We start from the raw sequence: 15820 nt of genomic DNA, 5'->3' as shown, positions 1-15820 counted from the left end.
CTGGGTAGATGGCCGCCAATCTGCTGGAGGCGACCATGGTCGATTCTTCCCTGGTTCAAAGGCGGCGCGCGGTCGTCGCCAGTACCGTCGGCACGACCATCGAGTGGTACGACTTCTTCCTGTACAACACGGCGGCGTCGCTGATCTTTCCGGCGCTGTTCTTCCCGAAACAGGCGGCCTTCACCGGCATCCTGCTGTCGTTCGGCACGCAGTTCGTCGGCTTCGCGGCCCGCCCGGTCGGCGCCGCGATCTTCGGCCATTACGGCGACCGGATCGGCCGGAAGGCGACGCTGATCGCGACCCTGCTGCTGATGGGCGTGGCGACGGCGCTGATCGGCGTGCTGCCGACCTATCACACGATCGGGTACGCCGCGCCGATCCTGCTCGTCCTGCTGCGCATCGGCCAGGGCATCGGCGTCGGCGGCGAGTGGGGCGGCTCGGTGCTGCTCTCGATGGAATGGGGTCCGCGGAAAAGGCGCGGGCTGATGGCCAGCTGGCCGCAGCTCGGCGTGCCGCTGGGCCTGGTGACCTCGACCGGCGTCGTGCGGTTGATGACCGACTGGACCGGGCCGAACTTCGACTCCTGGGGCTGGCGGATCCCGTTCCTGCTCAGCCTCGTGCTGATCGCGGTCGGGCTGTACGTTCGCCTGCGCGTGCTGGAGAGCCCCGAGTTCATGGCCGTCCGCTCGGCCTCGGCGGTCGTGCGCCGGCCACTGGTCGACGTCGTGCGCAACGAGTGGCCGACCATCATCAGCTCCGCCTTCGTGCGGCTGGGCGAGCAGGCGCCGTTCTACCTGTTCACGTCGTTCGTCCTCACCTATGGCACGAAACAGCTGGGGCTGGCCCGGGACGGGTTGCTGGACTACATCTTGATCGCGGCCCTGGTCGGCCTGATCAGCGTGCCGCTCTTCGGCCATCTATCCGATATTTACGGACGTAGACGTGTTTATGGCACGGGGATCGTGCTGACGGGGTTGTTCGCGTTCCCCTACTTCGGACTGCTGAACACCAAGGAATCCGCGCTGATCCTGATCGCCATCGTGGTGTCGCTGATCTTCCACGACATGCAGTACGGCCCCCAGGCGGCCCTGATCGCCGAGGGTTTCGGCACCAACATCCGCTATTCCGGGGCCGGACTCGGTTACCAGCTGGCGTCCGTGATCGCCGGCGGCCCGGCCCCGCTGATCGCCACCAAGATCCTGCAGGAGACCGGCTCGAGCACCGGCATCAGCTGGTACATCGTCGGGTGCTGCGTGCTCGGCCTGGCGGCCCTGCTGCTGATGCCCCGCCGCGCGCCGGCGCCGGAGCCGGAACCGGCGGTCGCGGTGGCCGGGGATGCGCCGAAGCCGCCGGATTCGTCGCCGCAGTAGGCCGATCGCGGCCGCGCCCGGTCGAGTTCGGTCGCACCGAGAGCGGCCCGCCGGCCGGGCGTTCAGGGCGGCTGGTCGCGCTCAGGGCGGGTTGGCCGCGCCCAGGGCGGGTTGGCCGCGCTCAGGGCGGGCTGGCCGCGCTCAGGGCGGGCTGGCCGCGCTCAAGCCGGACCAGCCGGCCGCCTGCTCGGCGCGAGCAGGCGGCCCAGCCCCTGGCACGCGAGAACCGCCGCCGGGAGCAGCAGCACCGACTGGGCCGGCGCGCCCGTGTCGAGCGGTACGCCGGCCTTGCGCAGACGCCGCAGCGCCCACACCGAGAACGGTGCGGCCACCAGCGGGGCGGTCACCACGCCCGGCGTATATCCGCGGGTCAGGGCCGACTGGGCGACGTGACCGGCGGCGTGCACGCCGAAACCGACCAGCGCCGCCTGGTAGAACGGGCTCCGGCCGCCGGTGCGGGCGCCGCTCGCCGCGGCCGCGGCCATCAGGACGCCCATCGCGCCGATGGCCACCGCGGTCTGCGCCGGGGTCACCCGCATGCGGTCCCAGACCCGGTCGGGCACCCGGGGGAAGCGGCGGCGCAGGCGCGGCCGGGCGCGGTCGACCCAGCCGGGCATGGTGGCCAGTTCCTCGGCGTCGTGGACGAGCCACGCGGCCAGCAAGCCCCAGGTGACGGCCGCGGGCACCGTACGGTCGCTTGATGTCATGCCCTCATCTTGGCCCGCACGGCGGGTCCTAAGCTGTCCCGCATGCTGCAACCGGGAGTCAGGCTCGGCGATCGGTATCGCCTCGAGGCGCGGCTCGGCGCGGGCGGCATGGGTGAGGTCTGGCGCGGCGTCGACGAGGTGCTCGGGCGTCCGGTGGCGGTCAAGGTGATGCTGCCCGCGGTGGCCGGCGACCCGGACTTCGCGCGCCGGTTCCTGGCCGAGGCCACGTCGATGGCCCGGGTGAATCATCCGGCGGTGGCTTCCATCCACGATTTCGGTACGGCGGGAAGCGTCCCGTTCCTGGTGATGGAGCTCGTCGAGGGCCAGTCCCTGGCGCAGCTGCTGGCCCGCTCCGGGCGGCTCTCGCCCGAGGACACCATGCGGATCGTCGCGGGCGCGGCCGACGGCCTGCAGGCGGTGCACGACCGGGGCATCGTCCATCGCGACATCAAGCCGGCCAACCTGCTGATCCGGCCGGACGGCTCGGTGGTCATCACCGACTTCGGCATCGCCCGGCACGAGGACGCGAGCCGTCTCACCGCGTCCGGGGCGATCCTCGGCACGCCCAGCTACCTGGCGCCCGAGCAGGTGCTGGGGCAGCCGGCCACGGCCCGCAGCGACATCTATTCGCTCGGGCTCACCGCCTATGAGTGTCTCGCGGGGCAGCGGCCATTCGTGGGCGACAATCCCTATGCGGTCGCCCTTCAGCGGTTGCAGGCGGCGCCGCGCACGATCGGGGTGACGCTGCCGCCCGCCGTTCTCGAGGTCGTGCAACGGGCACTCGCCACCGAGCAGAACGACCGCTGGCCGACGGCGACCGCCCTGGCCGCCGCCGCGAGGGCGGCAATCGGATCGGCGCCCCATCCGAACGGCGTGCGGCCCCCGATTGCGGCGCCGGCCAAACCCCGCACCAAACGGCGGAATGCGATTCTCGCCGCCGCCGCGGCCGCCGCGGTGGTGGTCGTAGCAGTGACGGTCGCGGTCTGGGTGGCCCGCCCCGGTGATGAGGACAATCGGTCGGGAGCCTCTCCGGGTACCGCGAAAAGCGCCCCCGCCGCCGGTTTCGCGGCGTGCGGCCCGGTGATGTGCCCGGTCGAGCCGATGTGCTGGGCCGGCACCACGTCGATCGGCGGGAAAGCGCAACCCATCGCCAGGAAGAAATGCACCGAGCCGCATTCCTGGGAGACGTTCGCGGCCATTCCGCTGCCGGCCGGCGCCCTCGACGTGCGCACCGACGAGCTCCTGAACCTGCCCGCCGCCGCCGACGCCTGCTCGGCCGCGCGGATGGCCGCCCGCAGCAGCAATCCGGCCACCATCAAGGCCTGGCGCCGCGACGCGTTCCCGATCCAGCAGCCGGGGAACGGCGCATGGCTCCTGCACTGCATCGCCGGGGCCGAGACGGGGGAGACCAGCGCCGCGGCATTTTGATGTACGTTGATGCACCGTGTCCGACATCAGCGTAACGCCGGAGCCGTCGCCCGCCCCCGAGCCGCGTCCCGTCCGCGGCCTCTGGCTCGTCGTGCTGATCACCGCCGCGGCATCGATGCTGCTCGGCGCCGGGGTCGGCGCGGGCGCCCTGGTCTTCACCGGCTGGCGCTACCAGCCCGACCGCGAGTACAGCGTCGCCGTCTTCCTCAAGAAGGACGCCACCGCCGCCGACAAGTCGGCGATCCGGGCCGAGCTGGCCACGATGCCGGCGAAGGACGGCGTGCACCTGGAGACCAAGGCCGAGGCGTACCAGCGGTTCAAGGATCTCTACAAGGACGAGCCGCTGGTCAAGGACGTCACCGCCGACGCGCTGCCGGAGTCGTTCAAGCTGGTCGTGGTGGCCAAGGACTTCGACTGCGCGCCGATCCGCAAGGTCCAGAAGCTGCCGAACGCCGGCGACGTCATCGTCGCCGCGATGGTGACCGCGAAGCGCCCCGGCCTGAAGGTGGTCTGCTAGCCGGGCAGTGTCATCCGGGGCGGGTGAGGCGCTCCGAGCCCGTTCGCTCCAATACTGAGCCGGTCGTGCGATCTGATCATCGGCGAGAGGCTCGGCCATGACCGCGGAAGCCAGACCCGGCACCCAGGTGGGTTCGACCAGCGAGTTCACCCTGTTCTTCACAGTCCGGCCGGGACACGGGCCGGCATTGCGGGAGGCGTTGCGGGAGCTTCAGGACGCGCCCGGCTATCGGCCCGGCGACTACGAGCTGCCGATCGCGACGATTCACGAGGCGCGGTTCGTGCCGTTCGACGACGACACCCGGCTGCTGTTCGCGACCAGCTTCGACGGGCCGTGGGACGCGTACATGGACGACTTCGCCTCGAAGCCCCTGAAGTTGTTCGACGCCATCTTCCGGCACGTGGAGGGGTACGACGGCCTGCCCGACCTGGAGGCGGTCAAGAAGTTCGTGCTCGGCGCCCAGGTCTCGGCCGGCGGCTACTCGCGCAACTACGGCGGGACGGTCAAGGAGATCCGCAAGGCCGAGCGGGTCAACCGGGCCTTCCAGCAGGTGCTCGACGACCCGGCGGCGGCCGCGGCCCTCGAGTCGCCGGCGTTGGCGCCACTCCTGGCCGAGGCCGCCGACTGACGGGACGGCGACGACATGTCCGACCACATCTCCGGCCCGCGCGCCCTCGCCGAGCCGATCGCCGACATCACCGACCTGTTCGCGTTCCCGAGCCCCGAGACGCCCGGGCGCCTCGTCCTGGTCGTCAACACGCTGCCGTTCGCGCCGCCCGACGCCGTGCACTCCGACGGCCTGATCTACCGGTTCCGCCTGCGTCCGCTGACCCCGGCGGGCACCGGCTTCGAGGCCGGCGCCGAGGAGATCGTCATCGACTGCGTGTTCGACGACGGCGTCGGCCGGTGCCGTGCGCCGGGCGGCCGGGAGACCCGGCAAGGCGAAGATCATGATGGGGTACGCCTGTTCGCCGGCCCGCGCTGGGACCCGTTCATCCTCGACGCCCCCGCCGCCCTCAAGACGATCGCGTCGGAGCAGCTGGCGTTCACCGACCCGGCGTCGATCTACCTCGACGGCAAGAACGTGCTGAGCATCGTGGTCGAGATCGACTGCGCCCGGGTGCTCGGCGACCACGGCCTGTTCGGCGTCGTCGCCGAGACCCTGACCCGCGGCCGGCTCAACGTCCGCATCGAGCGCACCGGCCGCCCCGAGGTCAAGAACCTGCTTCTGGGCCCGAAGCAGTTCGACCCGGTGAACCGCGACCTGGAGATCCGCGACCTGTACAACATGGAGGACGCGTACCACCTCGCCGACGGTTACCTCGGCGCGTACCGGGCGCGGCTGAACGCCAACCTCGCCTTCTGGGACGGGCTCGACGGCACGGTCGACTGGCCGCCCGGCCCCACCGGCGAGCACCCGCTGACCGCCCTCGTGCTGGCCGACCGTCTCGTCGTCGATGTGCACAAGCCGTACCGGGAAAGCGGTTCGTTCCTGGAGATCGAGCGGGCCGCCCTGGCCGGTACCGCGCATCGCACCTGCGGCGGCCGGGCCCTCAACGACGACGCGATGGACACGCTCTTCACGTTCTGGATCAACGGCGGCCGAGGCCCGGTGATCCGGGACGGCGTGGACCGGGCCAGCCGCCCGGCCACCCGAACCTTCCCGTACCTCGCGGAGCCGAACCCGGACCCGCCCCGGCCGCCCGCCCACCTGTAGGACATGCGATGAACCTCGACCTCGACGACATCCAAGCCGGCGCCCTGCACGAGCGGCCCTCGCCGTACGTCGGCACCTACGTCCTGCTCCGGGTGGACGACCGGAACGACGGCCGCCGGCTCCTCCGGCGCCTGATCCCGTTGCTGTCGCCGGCCCGTGCCGCCCTCGGCCACCACCCGGCGGCGTGGCTGACCGTCGCCCTGACCTACCACGGGCTGGAGGCGCTCGGCGTGCCGCCGGAGTCGCTGGCGAGCTTCGCGCCCGAGTTCCGGCAGGGCATGGCGGCCCGGGCGGCCGAGCTCGGCGACGTCGGGGCGAGCGGGCCCGAGCACTGGGAGGAGCCGCTCGGCGGCCCCGACGTGCACATCGCGCTGGCCACCCTCGCCCCGGACCGGGCGGCCCTGGACGACGCGGTGGCCCGGGCGCGGCGGGCCCAGGAGGAGTTCCCCGGCGTCCAGGTCATCTGGCGACAGGACTGCTATCAACTGCCGACCGGGCGTACGTCGTTCGGGTTCAAGGACGGCATCGGGCAGCCGGCCGTCGAGGGCGCGGGGGAGCACCCGGGCGAGTCGCCGATCAAGGCGGGCGAGTTCATCCTCGGCTATCCCGACGAGACCGGCGGGACGGCGCCGATGCCGGTCCCCGACGTGCTCGGGCGCAACGGCACCTACGTGGTCTTCCGCAAGCTGCACACCCGGGTCGCCGCCTACCGACGCTATCTGCGCGAGCGGGCGGCGGACCGGCGGGACGAGGCGCTGCTCGGGGCGAAGATGGTCGGCCGGTGGCAGAGCGGGGCGCCGCTCGCCGTCACCCCCGAGCGGGACGATCCGGAGCTGGGCGCGGATGCCAAGCGCAACAACGATTTCCGGTACGGGGACGACCCGCGCGGCTTCAAATGCCCGGCCGGAGCCCATGCCCGCCGGGCCAACCCGCGCGACGCTCTCGACCACGAGAACACCACCGACGTACGGCTGCATCGCATGATTCGCCGCGGCACCAGTTACGGCCCGATGCTGCCGGACGGGGTGCTCGAGGACGACGGCGCCGACCGGGGCATCATCTTCGTCTTCGCCGGCGCGCATCCGAAGCGGCAGTTCGAGTTCGTCAAGACGCAGTGGCTCAACGACGGCGTCTTCATCGGCGCCCCGCGGGAGAGCGACCCCCTCGTCGGGCCGCGGGACGGCACCGGCGACTTCACCGTGCCCCACCGGCCGATCCGCCGCCGGCTGCACGACCTGCCACCGTTCGTCGTGACCCGCGGCGGCGAGTACTGCTTCGCGCCGAGCCTCAGCGCGCTGCGGTGGCTCGCCGACCTCACCACGTGACCCGGGAGACGCCATGACCGAGACCACCGGAACCGATCGCTGGAAGGCCCTCGACTTCGGGCCGCCCGCGCCGGACGACGCCGATCCGAGCGCGTCCGTCCTGCTCGAATACGAGTCCGACGGCGCCGTCGCGGTCATCACCCTGAACCGGCCGGCGGCCGACAACGCGATCAGCACCGCGATGGGCGCGCGGCTGACCGAGGTCCTCGAGTCGATCGCCGTCGAGCCCGCGGTCCGGGTCGCCATCGTCACCGGCGCCGGCGCCCGGGCGTTCTCGGTCGGCAGCGACCTGCGGCAGCGCAAGAGCATGACCAAGCAGCAGTGGCTGCGCCAGCGCCAGGACTTCGACCGCACCCTCTACACGCTGCGGCAGCTCCGGAAACCGATCTTCGCGGCGGTCAACGGCATCGCGTACGGCGGCGGCTCCGAGATCGCGCAGAGCACCGACTTCATCATCGCCGCCGACCACGCGACCTTCGGCCAGCCGGAGGCGATGATCGGGCTGTCGGCGGGCGGCGGGTCGCCGGTGTTCCTGCCCCGGGCGCTGCCGCCGGGCCGGGCGCTCCAGATGCTGATGACCGGTGATCCGATCGGGGCGGCCGAGGCGTACCGGCTGGGCATGGTGAACGAGATCCACCCGCCGGACCAGCTCATGCCGGCCGCACGCCGGATCGCCGAGCGGATCGCCGGCAACTCGCCGACGGCCGTGCAGGCGGTCAAGCGGGCGGTGCGCCTGGGCGACGGCCAGCCGATCGAGCAGGCCATCGCGATCATGATGGAGGCCCACTGGCGCTCGGCCGTGCACCCGGACCGGGTCGAGGGGATCGGCGCCTTCAACGACGACCGCGAGCCGCATTTCCAGGACGCCGACTACTGACCAGGAGCGCCCCGATGACCGTCACCGATGCCGTCGCCCGCAAACGGGCCGCCCTTACGATGATCAAGGAAGAGCCGTTCAACGCCGAGGCGCCGCACTCCGGCCTGACCGGCGGCATCACGCCGACCTCGCAGCACTACGTGCGCAGCAACTTCGCCCTGCCCGACCACGACGGCACCCTGACCGTGGGCGGCGCGGTCGGCAACCCGGTCACGCTCACCATCGCCGACCTGCGCGCGATGCCGGCCGTGGAGCACCCCGTCACCCTCGAGTGCGCCGGCAACGGCCGCCTCGACATGCGGCCGTTGCCCACCGGCGAACCGTGGGGCGGCTATGCGGTCTCCACCGCCCGGTGGCGCGGCGCCCGGCTGGCCGACGTGCTGGCGCTGGCCCGGCCCGACGCGGGTGGCGTCGAGGTTCGCTGCGAGGGCGCCGACCACGGCAAGTACCACCTCGCCTCGGTGCTCGAGGCGGCCGACGCCGACCTGGCCTTCGTGCGGTCGCTCACGCTCGCCCACGCGACCGATCCGGCCGCCGAGATCCTCATCGCGTACGAGATGAACGGCGCCCCGCTCGAGCCCGATCACGGCGCGCCCTTCCGCCTGATCGTGCCGCACTGGTACGCGGTGGCCTCGGTGAAATGGCTGCACCGGCTCGACGTGGTCACGTCGCCGTTCGCGGGGGAGTTCCAGACCGGGCACTACATCTACGAGTGGCCGGACCGCCCGCACGAGCCGGTCACGCTGATGCGGGTGCGGGCCCGGATCACCGACCCCTCGCCGGGCGTAACCATTCCGGCCGGCACCTACACGATCCGGGGCAAGGCGTGGTCGGGCGAGGGCCCGATCACCGAGGTGGGGCTGAGCTTCACCGGCGAGAGCGCCTGGAGCCCGGCGGTCGTCGCGCCGCCCACCGACCCCTACCGGTGGCAGGACTGGACGTACGAGTGGGAGGCCACCCCCGGCCGGCACAGCTTGCGGGCCCGAGCCCGCGACGCGTCGGGCAACGTGCAGCCCGAGGTGCCGCCGTGGAACCGACTGGGTTACGGCAACAACGCGGTCGAGCTCTCCTGGGTCGACGTCCGGTAGGGTCTGCGGCCATGGTCGCAGTGAAGCCGTGGCACCTTATTGTCTGCCTGCTGGTCGTCGTGGTGCTCGTGGTGGGGGCCATCGTGGCCGGTCGCCGCCGCTAGCGCGGAGTCAGCGGGCCGGGCGCTGGCGCACTTCGGACGTCGAGCGTGAGCGCCGTGATGGGCGCGGTTCCGTCGCCGTCGCCGTCGCCGTCGCCGTCGCCGTCGCCCGGCTTCCTGGCCGCGAACACCGCGACGATCATCAGGGCTTTCGGGGTGGTGCTGGTGGCGCTCGTCGCCGGGCTCTTCGCCCTCCGTCAGCGGGAATGGGACAGCCATCGGCAGATCAAGCGGTCGAGCCGGTTCACCACCGATCGGAAGCAGGATCTGCTCAAGCAGCTCGCGTGGACCTCAAGGCCCCGGCCCGATCCGCTGCGCACTCGGCCTGTCGTCCTCCGACGACCGGATGTTCGGGCTGCTGACCGATCCGGCCGCCGGCGCCGACACGAAGGTGGCGATCGCAGGCCCTGGCCGAGTCTTCCTGAAGGAAGCACTCCATCAGGCCCTTCGCGGCCTCCCGCCGGATGAACCTGCTCGTCCTCCCGGACGGCACGCTGAGCCCGGTCGCCGCGCGGTCAGGCGGAGAGGGCGCCGTCCGCGCCGAGGGCCAGGATCACCAGCTCGCCGTGGTGGTCGGTGGCGGTCAGGCGGTGGTCGTCGAGGCGGGTCAGGGCGGCTATCCCGTAGCCGAACTCGCCGATCAGGCGCGGGCCGGACGGCACCCCGGTCCAGTCGAGGGTCCACGAGAACAGGCGGAAGTCGTGCGCCGCGGCGACCACGACCGGGGCGTCGGGGGAGCCGAGCACGGCCACCGCCTTCACCGGCTCGGGCGCGTGCAGCGTGATGCCTCGCTCGACCACCAGGTCGGGGGCCTCCGACAGCAGCATCACCCGGACCGCCCGGTGCGCGGCCGAGACCACGACCCGGTCGGCCAGGGCGGCCACGGCGGTCACCCGGGTCTCGTGCTCCCACAGCGGGTGCCGGTCGCCGAGCGTGCCCGACGTCAGGATGCGGCCGGTGGCGGCCAGGGCGCCGCCGCGGAACGGCGCGGCCGGCTCGGGGGAGGCCGGCGCCGCGTCGATGCCGGCGCCGGTCGCCAGGTCGAGCAGGTGGGGACGGCCGCCGAAGGACGCGGCCGCCACCGTCGAGCCGGCGGCGGCCAGCGAACGCGGCCACAGGCGGCCGTCGGTGCGGCGCCAGCGGGGGCGGCCGGCCGGATCGAGGGAGACCAGGGCCGGGTCGTACGTGCCGGCGATCAGCGCGCTGCCGTCGGTGGACCACGTGATGCCGCGCAGCGGGGCGTCGCCGAGGCGGACCGAGCGCAGCGGCAGCAGGCCCGCGTTGAGCAGCTCGAGCGAGCCGTCGGCGCCGGCCAGGGCCAGGGTGGTGCCGTCCGGCGACCAGGCGCAGTCCTCGACCGCGGCGGCCGGCAGGTACGTGATGCGGCCCGGGTCGCGCCACAGGTCGCGCACCGCGACCAGACCGTCCGCGCCCACGGTGGCCACCAGGCCGTGCGGGCTCACCGCCAGGCGTACGCAGTCCTCCAGCTCGCCCAGGTAGGTCTCGGCGAACGCGTTCCACACCGCCGCGCGGCTCTCCCCGATCTGGCAGATCATGTGCTGGCCGTCGGGCATCCAGGCCACCGACGTGACCGGGCCGGGATGGCCGGCCAGCATCTTCATCAGCGACGGCGGCCGGTCGTCGACCACCCGCCAGACCGCGGCCGTGCCGTCGGCGGCGCCGGTCGCCAGCAGGTCGGCGGCGGCCGGGTTGAAGGCCACCGAGAGGACCGCCGCGTGGTGGGCGAACTCGGTGATCATGACGGGACGGCCGGCGTCGCTGGTGTCCCACACGATCACGCTGCGGTCGTGCGAACCGCTGGCGAGCCGCCATCCGTCGGCGCGGAAGGCGACGCAGCTGATCGGCGCGGCATGCGCCGGCCCGTTTCCGACCGTCACCCGGACAATGCTGGACATCAACTCAGCGTGAGTCAATACAGTAGACAACGAAGATCATCGTGCCAACGGCTCTTGACAGCGAAAGCGCAGGTGTAAAGCGTTCAGGAGGCCGGCGTCAGCGTGAAAGTCGCGGGATGCCGATCCGGGAGTTCCAGGGACGAGAGCGCGGCCCGCAGCCGTGCCTCCTCCTCGGCCCGGTCGCGGTACCAGGCGGCGCCCCACACCCGGTGCAGGTTCCAGCCGAGCCCGGTCAGCACCGCGTGCCGCAGCCGGTCGCGGTCCCGGGCCACCGGGCAGCCGTGGTAGGAGGCGCCGTCGCACTCGATGCCGAGCGCGAACACGTCGTCGTGCCCGGGACGCAGCACGCCGATGTCGAGCCGGTAGCCGCCCGATCCGATCCGGGTGCGCACCTCGTAACCCCACGACTCGACGGTCTCCCGCACCGACGTCTCGAGCGGGCCGAGCGGCCGGTCACCCTGGGTGCGGCCGGTTCCGCCACCTTCGCAGAAGTCGAGGTACGCGGCCAGATGCCGGACGCTCTCGTTGGCGCTCGGCGGTATGTCGCGGGCCCGGATCGAGGAGACGATCTCCACCCGCCGCCGGGCCCGCGTGATCGCCACGTTGAGCCGCCGCCACCCGTTGGGGCGGCTGAGCGCGCCGAAGTTGGTGCTGATCCGCCCCTGCTCGTCGTGCCCGTAGCCGATCGAGAAGATCATCACGTCGCGCTCGTCGCCCTGCACCGACTCGAGGCTCTTCACGAAGAAGCCGTGCAGCCGGTCGCCGTCCAGCAGCCGGTGCAGGCCCGGCCGCTCGGCCGCGGCGGCGACCAGCGCGTTCTCGATCGCCTCGGCCTGCGCGACGGAGAACGTGACCACACCCAGCGACAGGTCGGGCCGGGTGGTCAGCGAGTCCACGACGCGCTCGGCCACCAGCGCCGCCTCGACCGGGTTGTCCCGGGTGGTGCCGCGCCGGTAGACGCCGCCGGCCGGGATGAGCCGCACGCCGGTCGACGGGTCGTCCCCGGCGGCCGGGAACGTGACCAGCCGCCCCTGGTAGAAGGCCTGGTTGGCGAAGGCGATCAGCGCCTCGTGCCGGCTGCGGTAGTGCCAGGCCAGGCCGAGGCTGGGGAACGCGCCGCACGCCTTGGCCAGCTCGAGGATCGACTGGAAGTCGCTGACGTCGGTGCCGCCCTCGGCCACGGTCTCGAAGAACGACGTCGGCGGCAGCTGCTTGTCGTCGCCGGCCGCGACCAGGGCCGTACCGCGATAGATGCAGTTGATCGCGTCGGCCGGGGTCACCTGCGAGGCCTCGTCGAAGATCACGACGTCGAACGTGACGTCCGGCGGGAGGTACTGGCTCACCGCGAGCGGCGACATCAGGAAACAGGGCTTCATCGCGAGCACCGCCGTGCGGCATTTGGCGATCAGGTCCCGTACGGCGAGATGCCGTTGCTCCTTCATGCCCTCCCGCCGCAGCACGGCCGCCTCCTCGGCCGGCAGCGACGCCGACCGGAGCGCGCCGAGCGTCGCGGCGATGTGCGCGGGCGCGGCGGCGATGAGCGCCTCGTCCCGGCCGCGGAACTCGTCGACGAGGTGGTCGCGCTCCTCGGCCCGCAGCGGACGCAGGCGCTCGTCGCGGTGCAGCACGTCGTCGGCCCAGGCCCGCAGCAGCGCCCGTTCCAGCACGTCCCGCAGCCGCGTGGGCGGAACCGCGGTGCCGGCGCAGAACGCGATCGCCGGTTCGAGGCCGAACCCGGCGAGCACCTCGCGGGCGGCGACGTGGCTGAACCATTCCTCCTGGCCGCTGGAGTCCTCGCGCAGGGCCCGCAACAGCGCCGGCCCGCGCCCGTAGTCGTCCAGGCCGGCGCCGAGCGCTTCCCGGCGCCCGGTCGCGAACGCCTCCATCACCGCGGCCCGCGCCGACTCCCAGGCGGCGGCCCGGGCGGCGACCGTGGGGGTGGCCCGGAGAGAAGCCAGCGCGTCGGCCTGCGCGCCGCTGATCGCGCCACCGACGAGCGTGCGTGTCCGCTCGGCCCAGTCGATGGCCGCCGCCTCGGCCAGCTCGTCGACGTCCTCGGCCCCGGCCACGAACCGCCGCGCGTCCAGCACCGCCTGCCGCAGGCCGGCCAACCGCCGCGCCCCGTTGAGGTCGAGGGTCCGGCCGGTCGCCTCGTCGTGCGCCGTCACCACCCGGGCCGCGACCCGGAGCGGGCTCACGTTCGCCCGCAGCCAGGCGATCGCGTCGCGCACCGAGCCCTGGGCCAGCTCCGGCCGCGCGGCCGGCTCGGGCGCCGCCCGCAGCGTCGACTGCCAGCGCGCCACCGCGGCCCGCACCCCCGCGGCCGCGCGCACCAGGCCGTCGTCGGGGGCGGGCGCGCAGACGTGGTCGATGACCGCGGGCACGGCCTGGGGCGGGGTCCAGCGCAGCACGTCGGTCGCGGCCTGCAGGGCCTCGCTGAGCGCGATGAAGTCGGTGGTGGCGCCCCGCCAGTAGCGGCCGAGGACGGCGGCGTGGTCGCGTTCCAGCGCGGCCAGCTCGCGGCCGGCGGCCCGCCAGGCGACGGCGAGGCCGAGGTGGGCGACGGCCTCCGAGGAGGAGACCGAGGGCAGGCCGAACGCGGCGACCGCCTCGTAGTCCCGGCGGTACGCGCCGAACAGCTTGCGCAGCCCGCGGTGCACCCGGGTGAGGCGGTCGGCGAGGTGCTCGACGGGCTGGTCGAGGATCCCCTCGTGGAAGTAGCGGCGGGCCTGCCCCTCGGCCGCGGTCAGCGACTCCACGCCCCGGCGCAGCGCGGCCGCCGCGGCCTGGGCCTTGGCCAGGGCGCCGGCCCCGAACCAGAACGGCTCGGGGCGGTGCGGCCGGCCGCCGAGCTCGGCGATCGCCACCACCCGGGACACGTCGGCGAAGGTCACCGCCGCCGGCAGGGTCAGCGCCGCGGTCACCGTGCCGAGGTCGCGCAGCCGCTCCTCGAGCAGCGTGGCGTCGTCGTCGAAGCGGCGGGCCAGGCCCGCGGCGGCCTCGGCGGTCAGCGGTCCGGGATCGATCGCGGCCGGGCGCAGCGACGGGGTCTCGACCGCCGGCAGGTCGGCGGGCAGGTCCTCCCACTCGACGCCGGCCGCGGCCCGGACGGCGTCGCGGGCCTGGCGGAGGGTGCCGAGCCGGCGTCCGCGCTCGGCCGCGTCCCGGCGCACCGCCCGCAGGTTGGCCGTGGTCAGCCAGTCGGCGGCCACGCCCGCCGGGCGGGCGGCGGCGTGCTCGGCCAAGGCGGCCAGGGCTCCCGCGTCCGAGGGGCGGGTCAGGCCGAACGCGGCGGCCGGGCCCGCGTTGCGGCCGGCCGCGCCGGCCAGCTCGCGCAGCGCGTGCTCGGCGCGTTCGAGGCGGCCGTCGAGCGGCTCGTGCTCGGTGACGTCCCGCCAGGCGAACTCCTCGCCGAGCGCGGCCGGCCGCCACGAGCGGGCCAGGCGGTCGGCGGCGTCGCGCATCTGCCGCAGCGCCTCCGGGGTGAGCGTGACCGGGCCGGGCGCGGGCGCGGCGGGGACGTCGGCGAGCCGGGCGCAGCGGCCGAGGATGTCGTGCAGGCTCGCGCCCAGCGGCTCGCGGACCTCGTTCATCGCCTCGGCGTAGGCCGTGAGGCCCTCCCTCGACGCGCGGGCCTCCGTGGCTTTCTCATGAGAGACAGGAGCGGGCGGTGCGTCCACGGCCGACGCCAGCGTGCGGGCCACCTCCTTGCGGGTCGCCTTGTGGCTGTGCAGCTCGAGCAGGTAGCCGTCGAGCCCGGCCCCGGCCAGGCGGTTGCGGACGACCTCGAGCGCCGCCGCCTTCTCCGAGACGAACAGCACCCGCTTCCCGGCCGCGAGCAGGCAGCCGATCATGTTGGCGATGGTCTGCGACTTGCCGGTGCCGGGCGGCCCGTCGAGCACGAAGCTGTGCCCGGCGGCGGCCGCGGCGATGCACGCGCGCTGGGAGGCGTCGGCGTCGAGGATCAGCGGCACGTCCTCCGGCGGCGCCGCGATGTCGACGGCGGCCGGGGCGATCGGCTCGAAGCCGGGCTCACCGTCGATCGCGGCCAGCGCCCGGACGATCGGGTGGGCGAGGATCCGCTCCTCGTTGTCCCGCAGGTCGCGGTACATCGCCTCCTTGTGGAAGCTGAACGTGGACAGCAGCACGGTCTCGTCGGCGCGCCAGCCGTCCCGCCCGGCGATCGCGGCGCGCACCCGGGTGAGGAACTCGGCGAGGTCGAGGTCGGCCAGCGACTCGACCGGCGGCAGCTCGGCGCCGAGCAGCCGCAGGCGCAGCACGAGCGCGGGGTTGACCACCGGGTCGTCGTCGCGGGCGCGCAGCCGGGGCAGGTCGGCCGGGCCGCCGGCGGTCAGCTCGACCGGGAGCAGCAGCAGGGGACTGGCGTAGCTGGCGCCCTCCTCGTCGCGCCAGTGCAGCATGCCGATCGACAGGTGCAGCGCGTCGACGCCCCGATCGAGGAAATCCTGGCGGGCCTTGCGCATCAGCCGCCGGAGCACGTTCCCGAGGGGTTGCGCGGCTATGCCCGTACGGAAGAACTCGCCCTCGCCCGTGAACCCGTGCTCGCCGCCGGACCGCAGCGCGCCCACGATGACGGCCGGTGGCGGCCCGGCGATCTCCACCATCCCCGTCTCGGACCGCCGGAAGTTGATCAGGCGGTTGCCGGCGTCGAGGTTGACGAGGCCGTCCCGCCAGGATCGGAGCGCGGCGAGGACGTTGTCGGGCGTCATATGCCCGATTCAAGCCAATTAAAGCGGTATCCGCGGGCTTTTCG

General features: G+C 73.5%; 12 protein-coding genes. 8 read left to right on the top strand and 4 right to left on the bottom strand.

What is annotated here, in order from left to right:
• The first annotated feature begins 8 nt into the window (after positions 1-8).
• Positions 9-1370: an MFS transporter gene (locus tag ACZ6TB_RS35815; protein ID WP_465562175.1), complete on the top strand. Its 1362-nt coding sequence runs from the start codon at positions 9-11 to the stop codon at positions 1368-1370.
• A gap of 161 nt (positions 1371-1531) precedes the next feature.
• Here ACZ6TB_RS35815 and ACZ6TB_RS35810 read toward each other — a convergent pair whose 3' ends face one another.
• Positions 1532-2077, bottom strand: coding sequence for an HXXEE domain-containing protein (locus ACZ6TB_RS35810; protein WP_465562173.1), 546 nt, complete (start codon positions 2075-2077; stop codon positions 1532-1534).
• Between the two features lie 42 nt (positions 2078-2119).
• Here ACZ6TB_RS35810 and ACZ6TB_RS35805 point away from each other — a divergent pair, with 42 nt between their 5' ends.
• The 7 genes from ACZ6TB_RS35805 (at position 2120) to ACZ6TB_RS35775 (ending at position 9029) form a co-directional block, all read left to right on the top strand.
• Entirely contained in the window at positions 2120-3505 is a 1386-nt protein-coding gene (locus ACZ6TB_RS35805; protein WP_465562171.1) for a serine/threonine-protein kinase, read from the top strand.
• Positions 3506-3521: 16 nt separating this feature from the next.
• Positions 3522-4022, top strand: a complete 501-nt coding sequence (locus tag ACZ6TB_RS35800) for a cell division protein FtsX (RefSeq protein WP_465562169.1) — start codon at positions 3522-3524, stop codon at positions 4020-4022.
• Between the two features lie 97 nt (positions 4023-4119).
• A complete protein-coding gene (locus ACZ6TB_RS35795) occupies positions 4120-4650 on the top strand; it encodes a hypothetical protein (RefSeq protein ID WP_465562167.1) in 531 nt (176 codons plus the stop codon).
• A 15-nt stretch (positions 4651-4665) separates the two neighbouring features.
• Positions 4666-5739 (top strand): DUF4331 family protein, encoded by a 1074-nt coding sequence (locus ACZ6TB_RS35790; protein WP_465562165.1) that lies wholly within the window; start codon positions 4666-4668, stop codon positions 5737-5739.
• Between the two features lie 8 nt (positions 5740-5747).
• On the top strand, positions 5748-7064 hold the full coding sequence (locus ACZ6TB_RS35785) for a Dyp-type peroxidase (RefSeq protein WP_465562163.1): 1317 nt from the start codon (positions 5748-5750) through the stop codon (positions 7062-7064).
• 13 nt (positions 7065-7077) lie between these two features.
• A complete protein-coding gene (locus tag ACZ6TB_RS35780) occupies positions 7078-7941 on the top strand; it encodes an enoyl-CoA hydratase/isomerase family protein (RefSeq protein WP_465562161.1) in 864 nt (287 codons plus the stop codon).
• Between the two features lie 14 nt (positions 7942-7955).
• Positions 7956-9029: a sulfite oxidase gene (locus ACZ6TB_RS35775; protein ID WP_465562160.1), complete on the top strand. Its 1074-nt coding sequence runs from the start codon at positions 7956-7958 to the stop codon at positions 9027-9029.
• Positions 9030-9129: 100 nt separating this feature from the next.
• Here ACZ6TB_RS35775 and ACZ6TB_RS35770 read toward each other — a convergent pair whose 3' ends face one another.
• The 3 genes from ACZ6TB_RS35770 to ACZ6TB_RS35760 all read right to left on the bottom strand — a co-directional run bounded on the left by ACZ6TB_RS35770 (position 9130) and on the right by ACZ6TB_RS35760 (position 15776).
• Complete coding sequence (locus tag ACZ6TB_RS35770; RefSeq protein WP_465562158.1) at positions 9130-9273, bottom strand: hypothetical protein; 144 nt, start codon at positions 9271-9273, stop codon at positions 9130-9132.
• A 372-nt stretch (positions 9274-9645) separates the two neighbouring features.
• Positions 9646-11046 (bottom strand): WD40 repeat domain-containing protein, encoded by a 1401-nt coding sequence (locus ACZ6TB_RS35765; RefSeq protein WP_465562157.1) that lies wholly within the window; start codon positions 11044-11046, stop codon positions 9646-9648.
• 83 nt (positions 11047-11129) lie between these two features.
• Positions 11130-15776, bottom strand: coding sequence for a DUF4011 domain-containing protein (locus tag ACZ6TB_RS35760; RefSeq protein ID WP_465562155.1), 4647 nt, complete (start codon positions 15774-15776; stop codon positions 11130-11132).
• Positions 15777-15820: the final 44 nt, after the last annotated feature.

Source organism: Actinoplanes sp. NPDC051537, from assembly GCF_055586105.1.
Note: the sequence above shows the minus strand (reverse complement) of the source record. Positions and strands in the feature narration are given on the sequence as shown.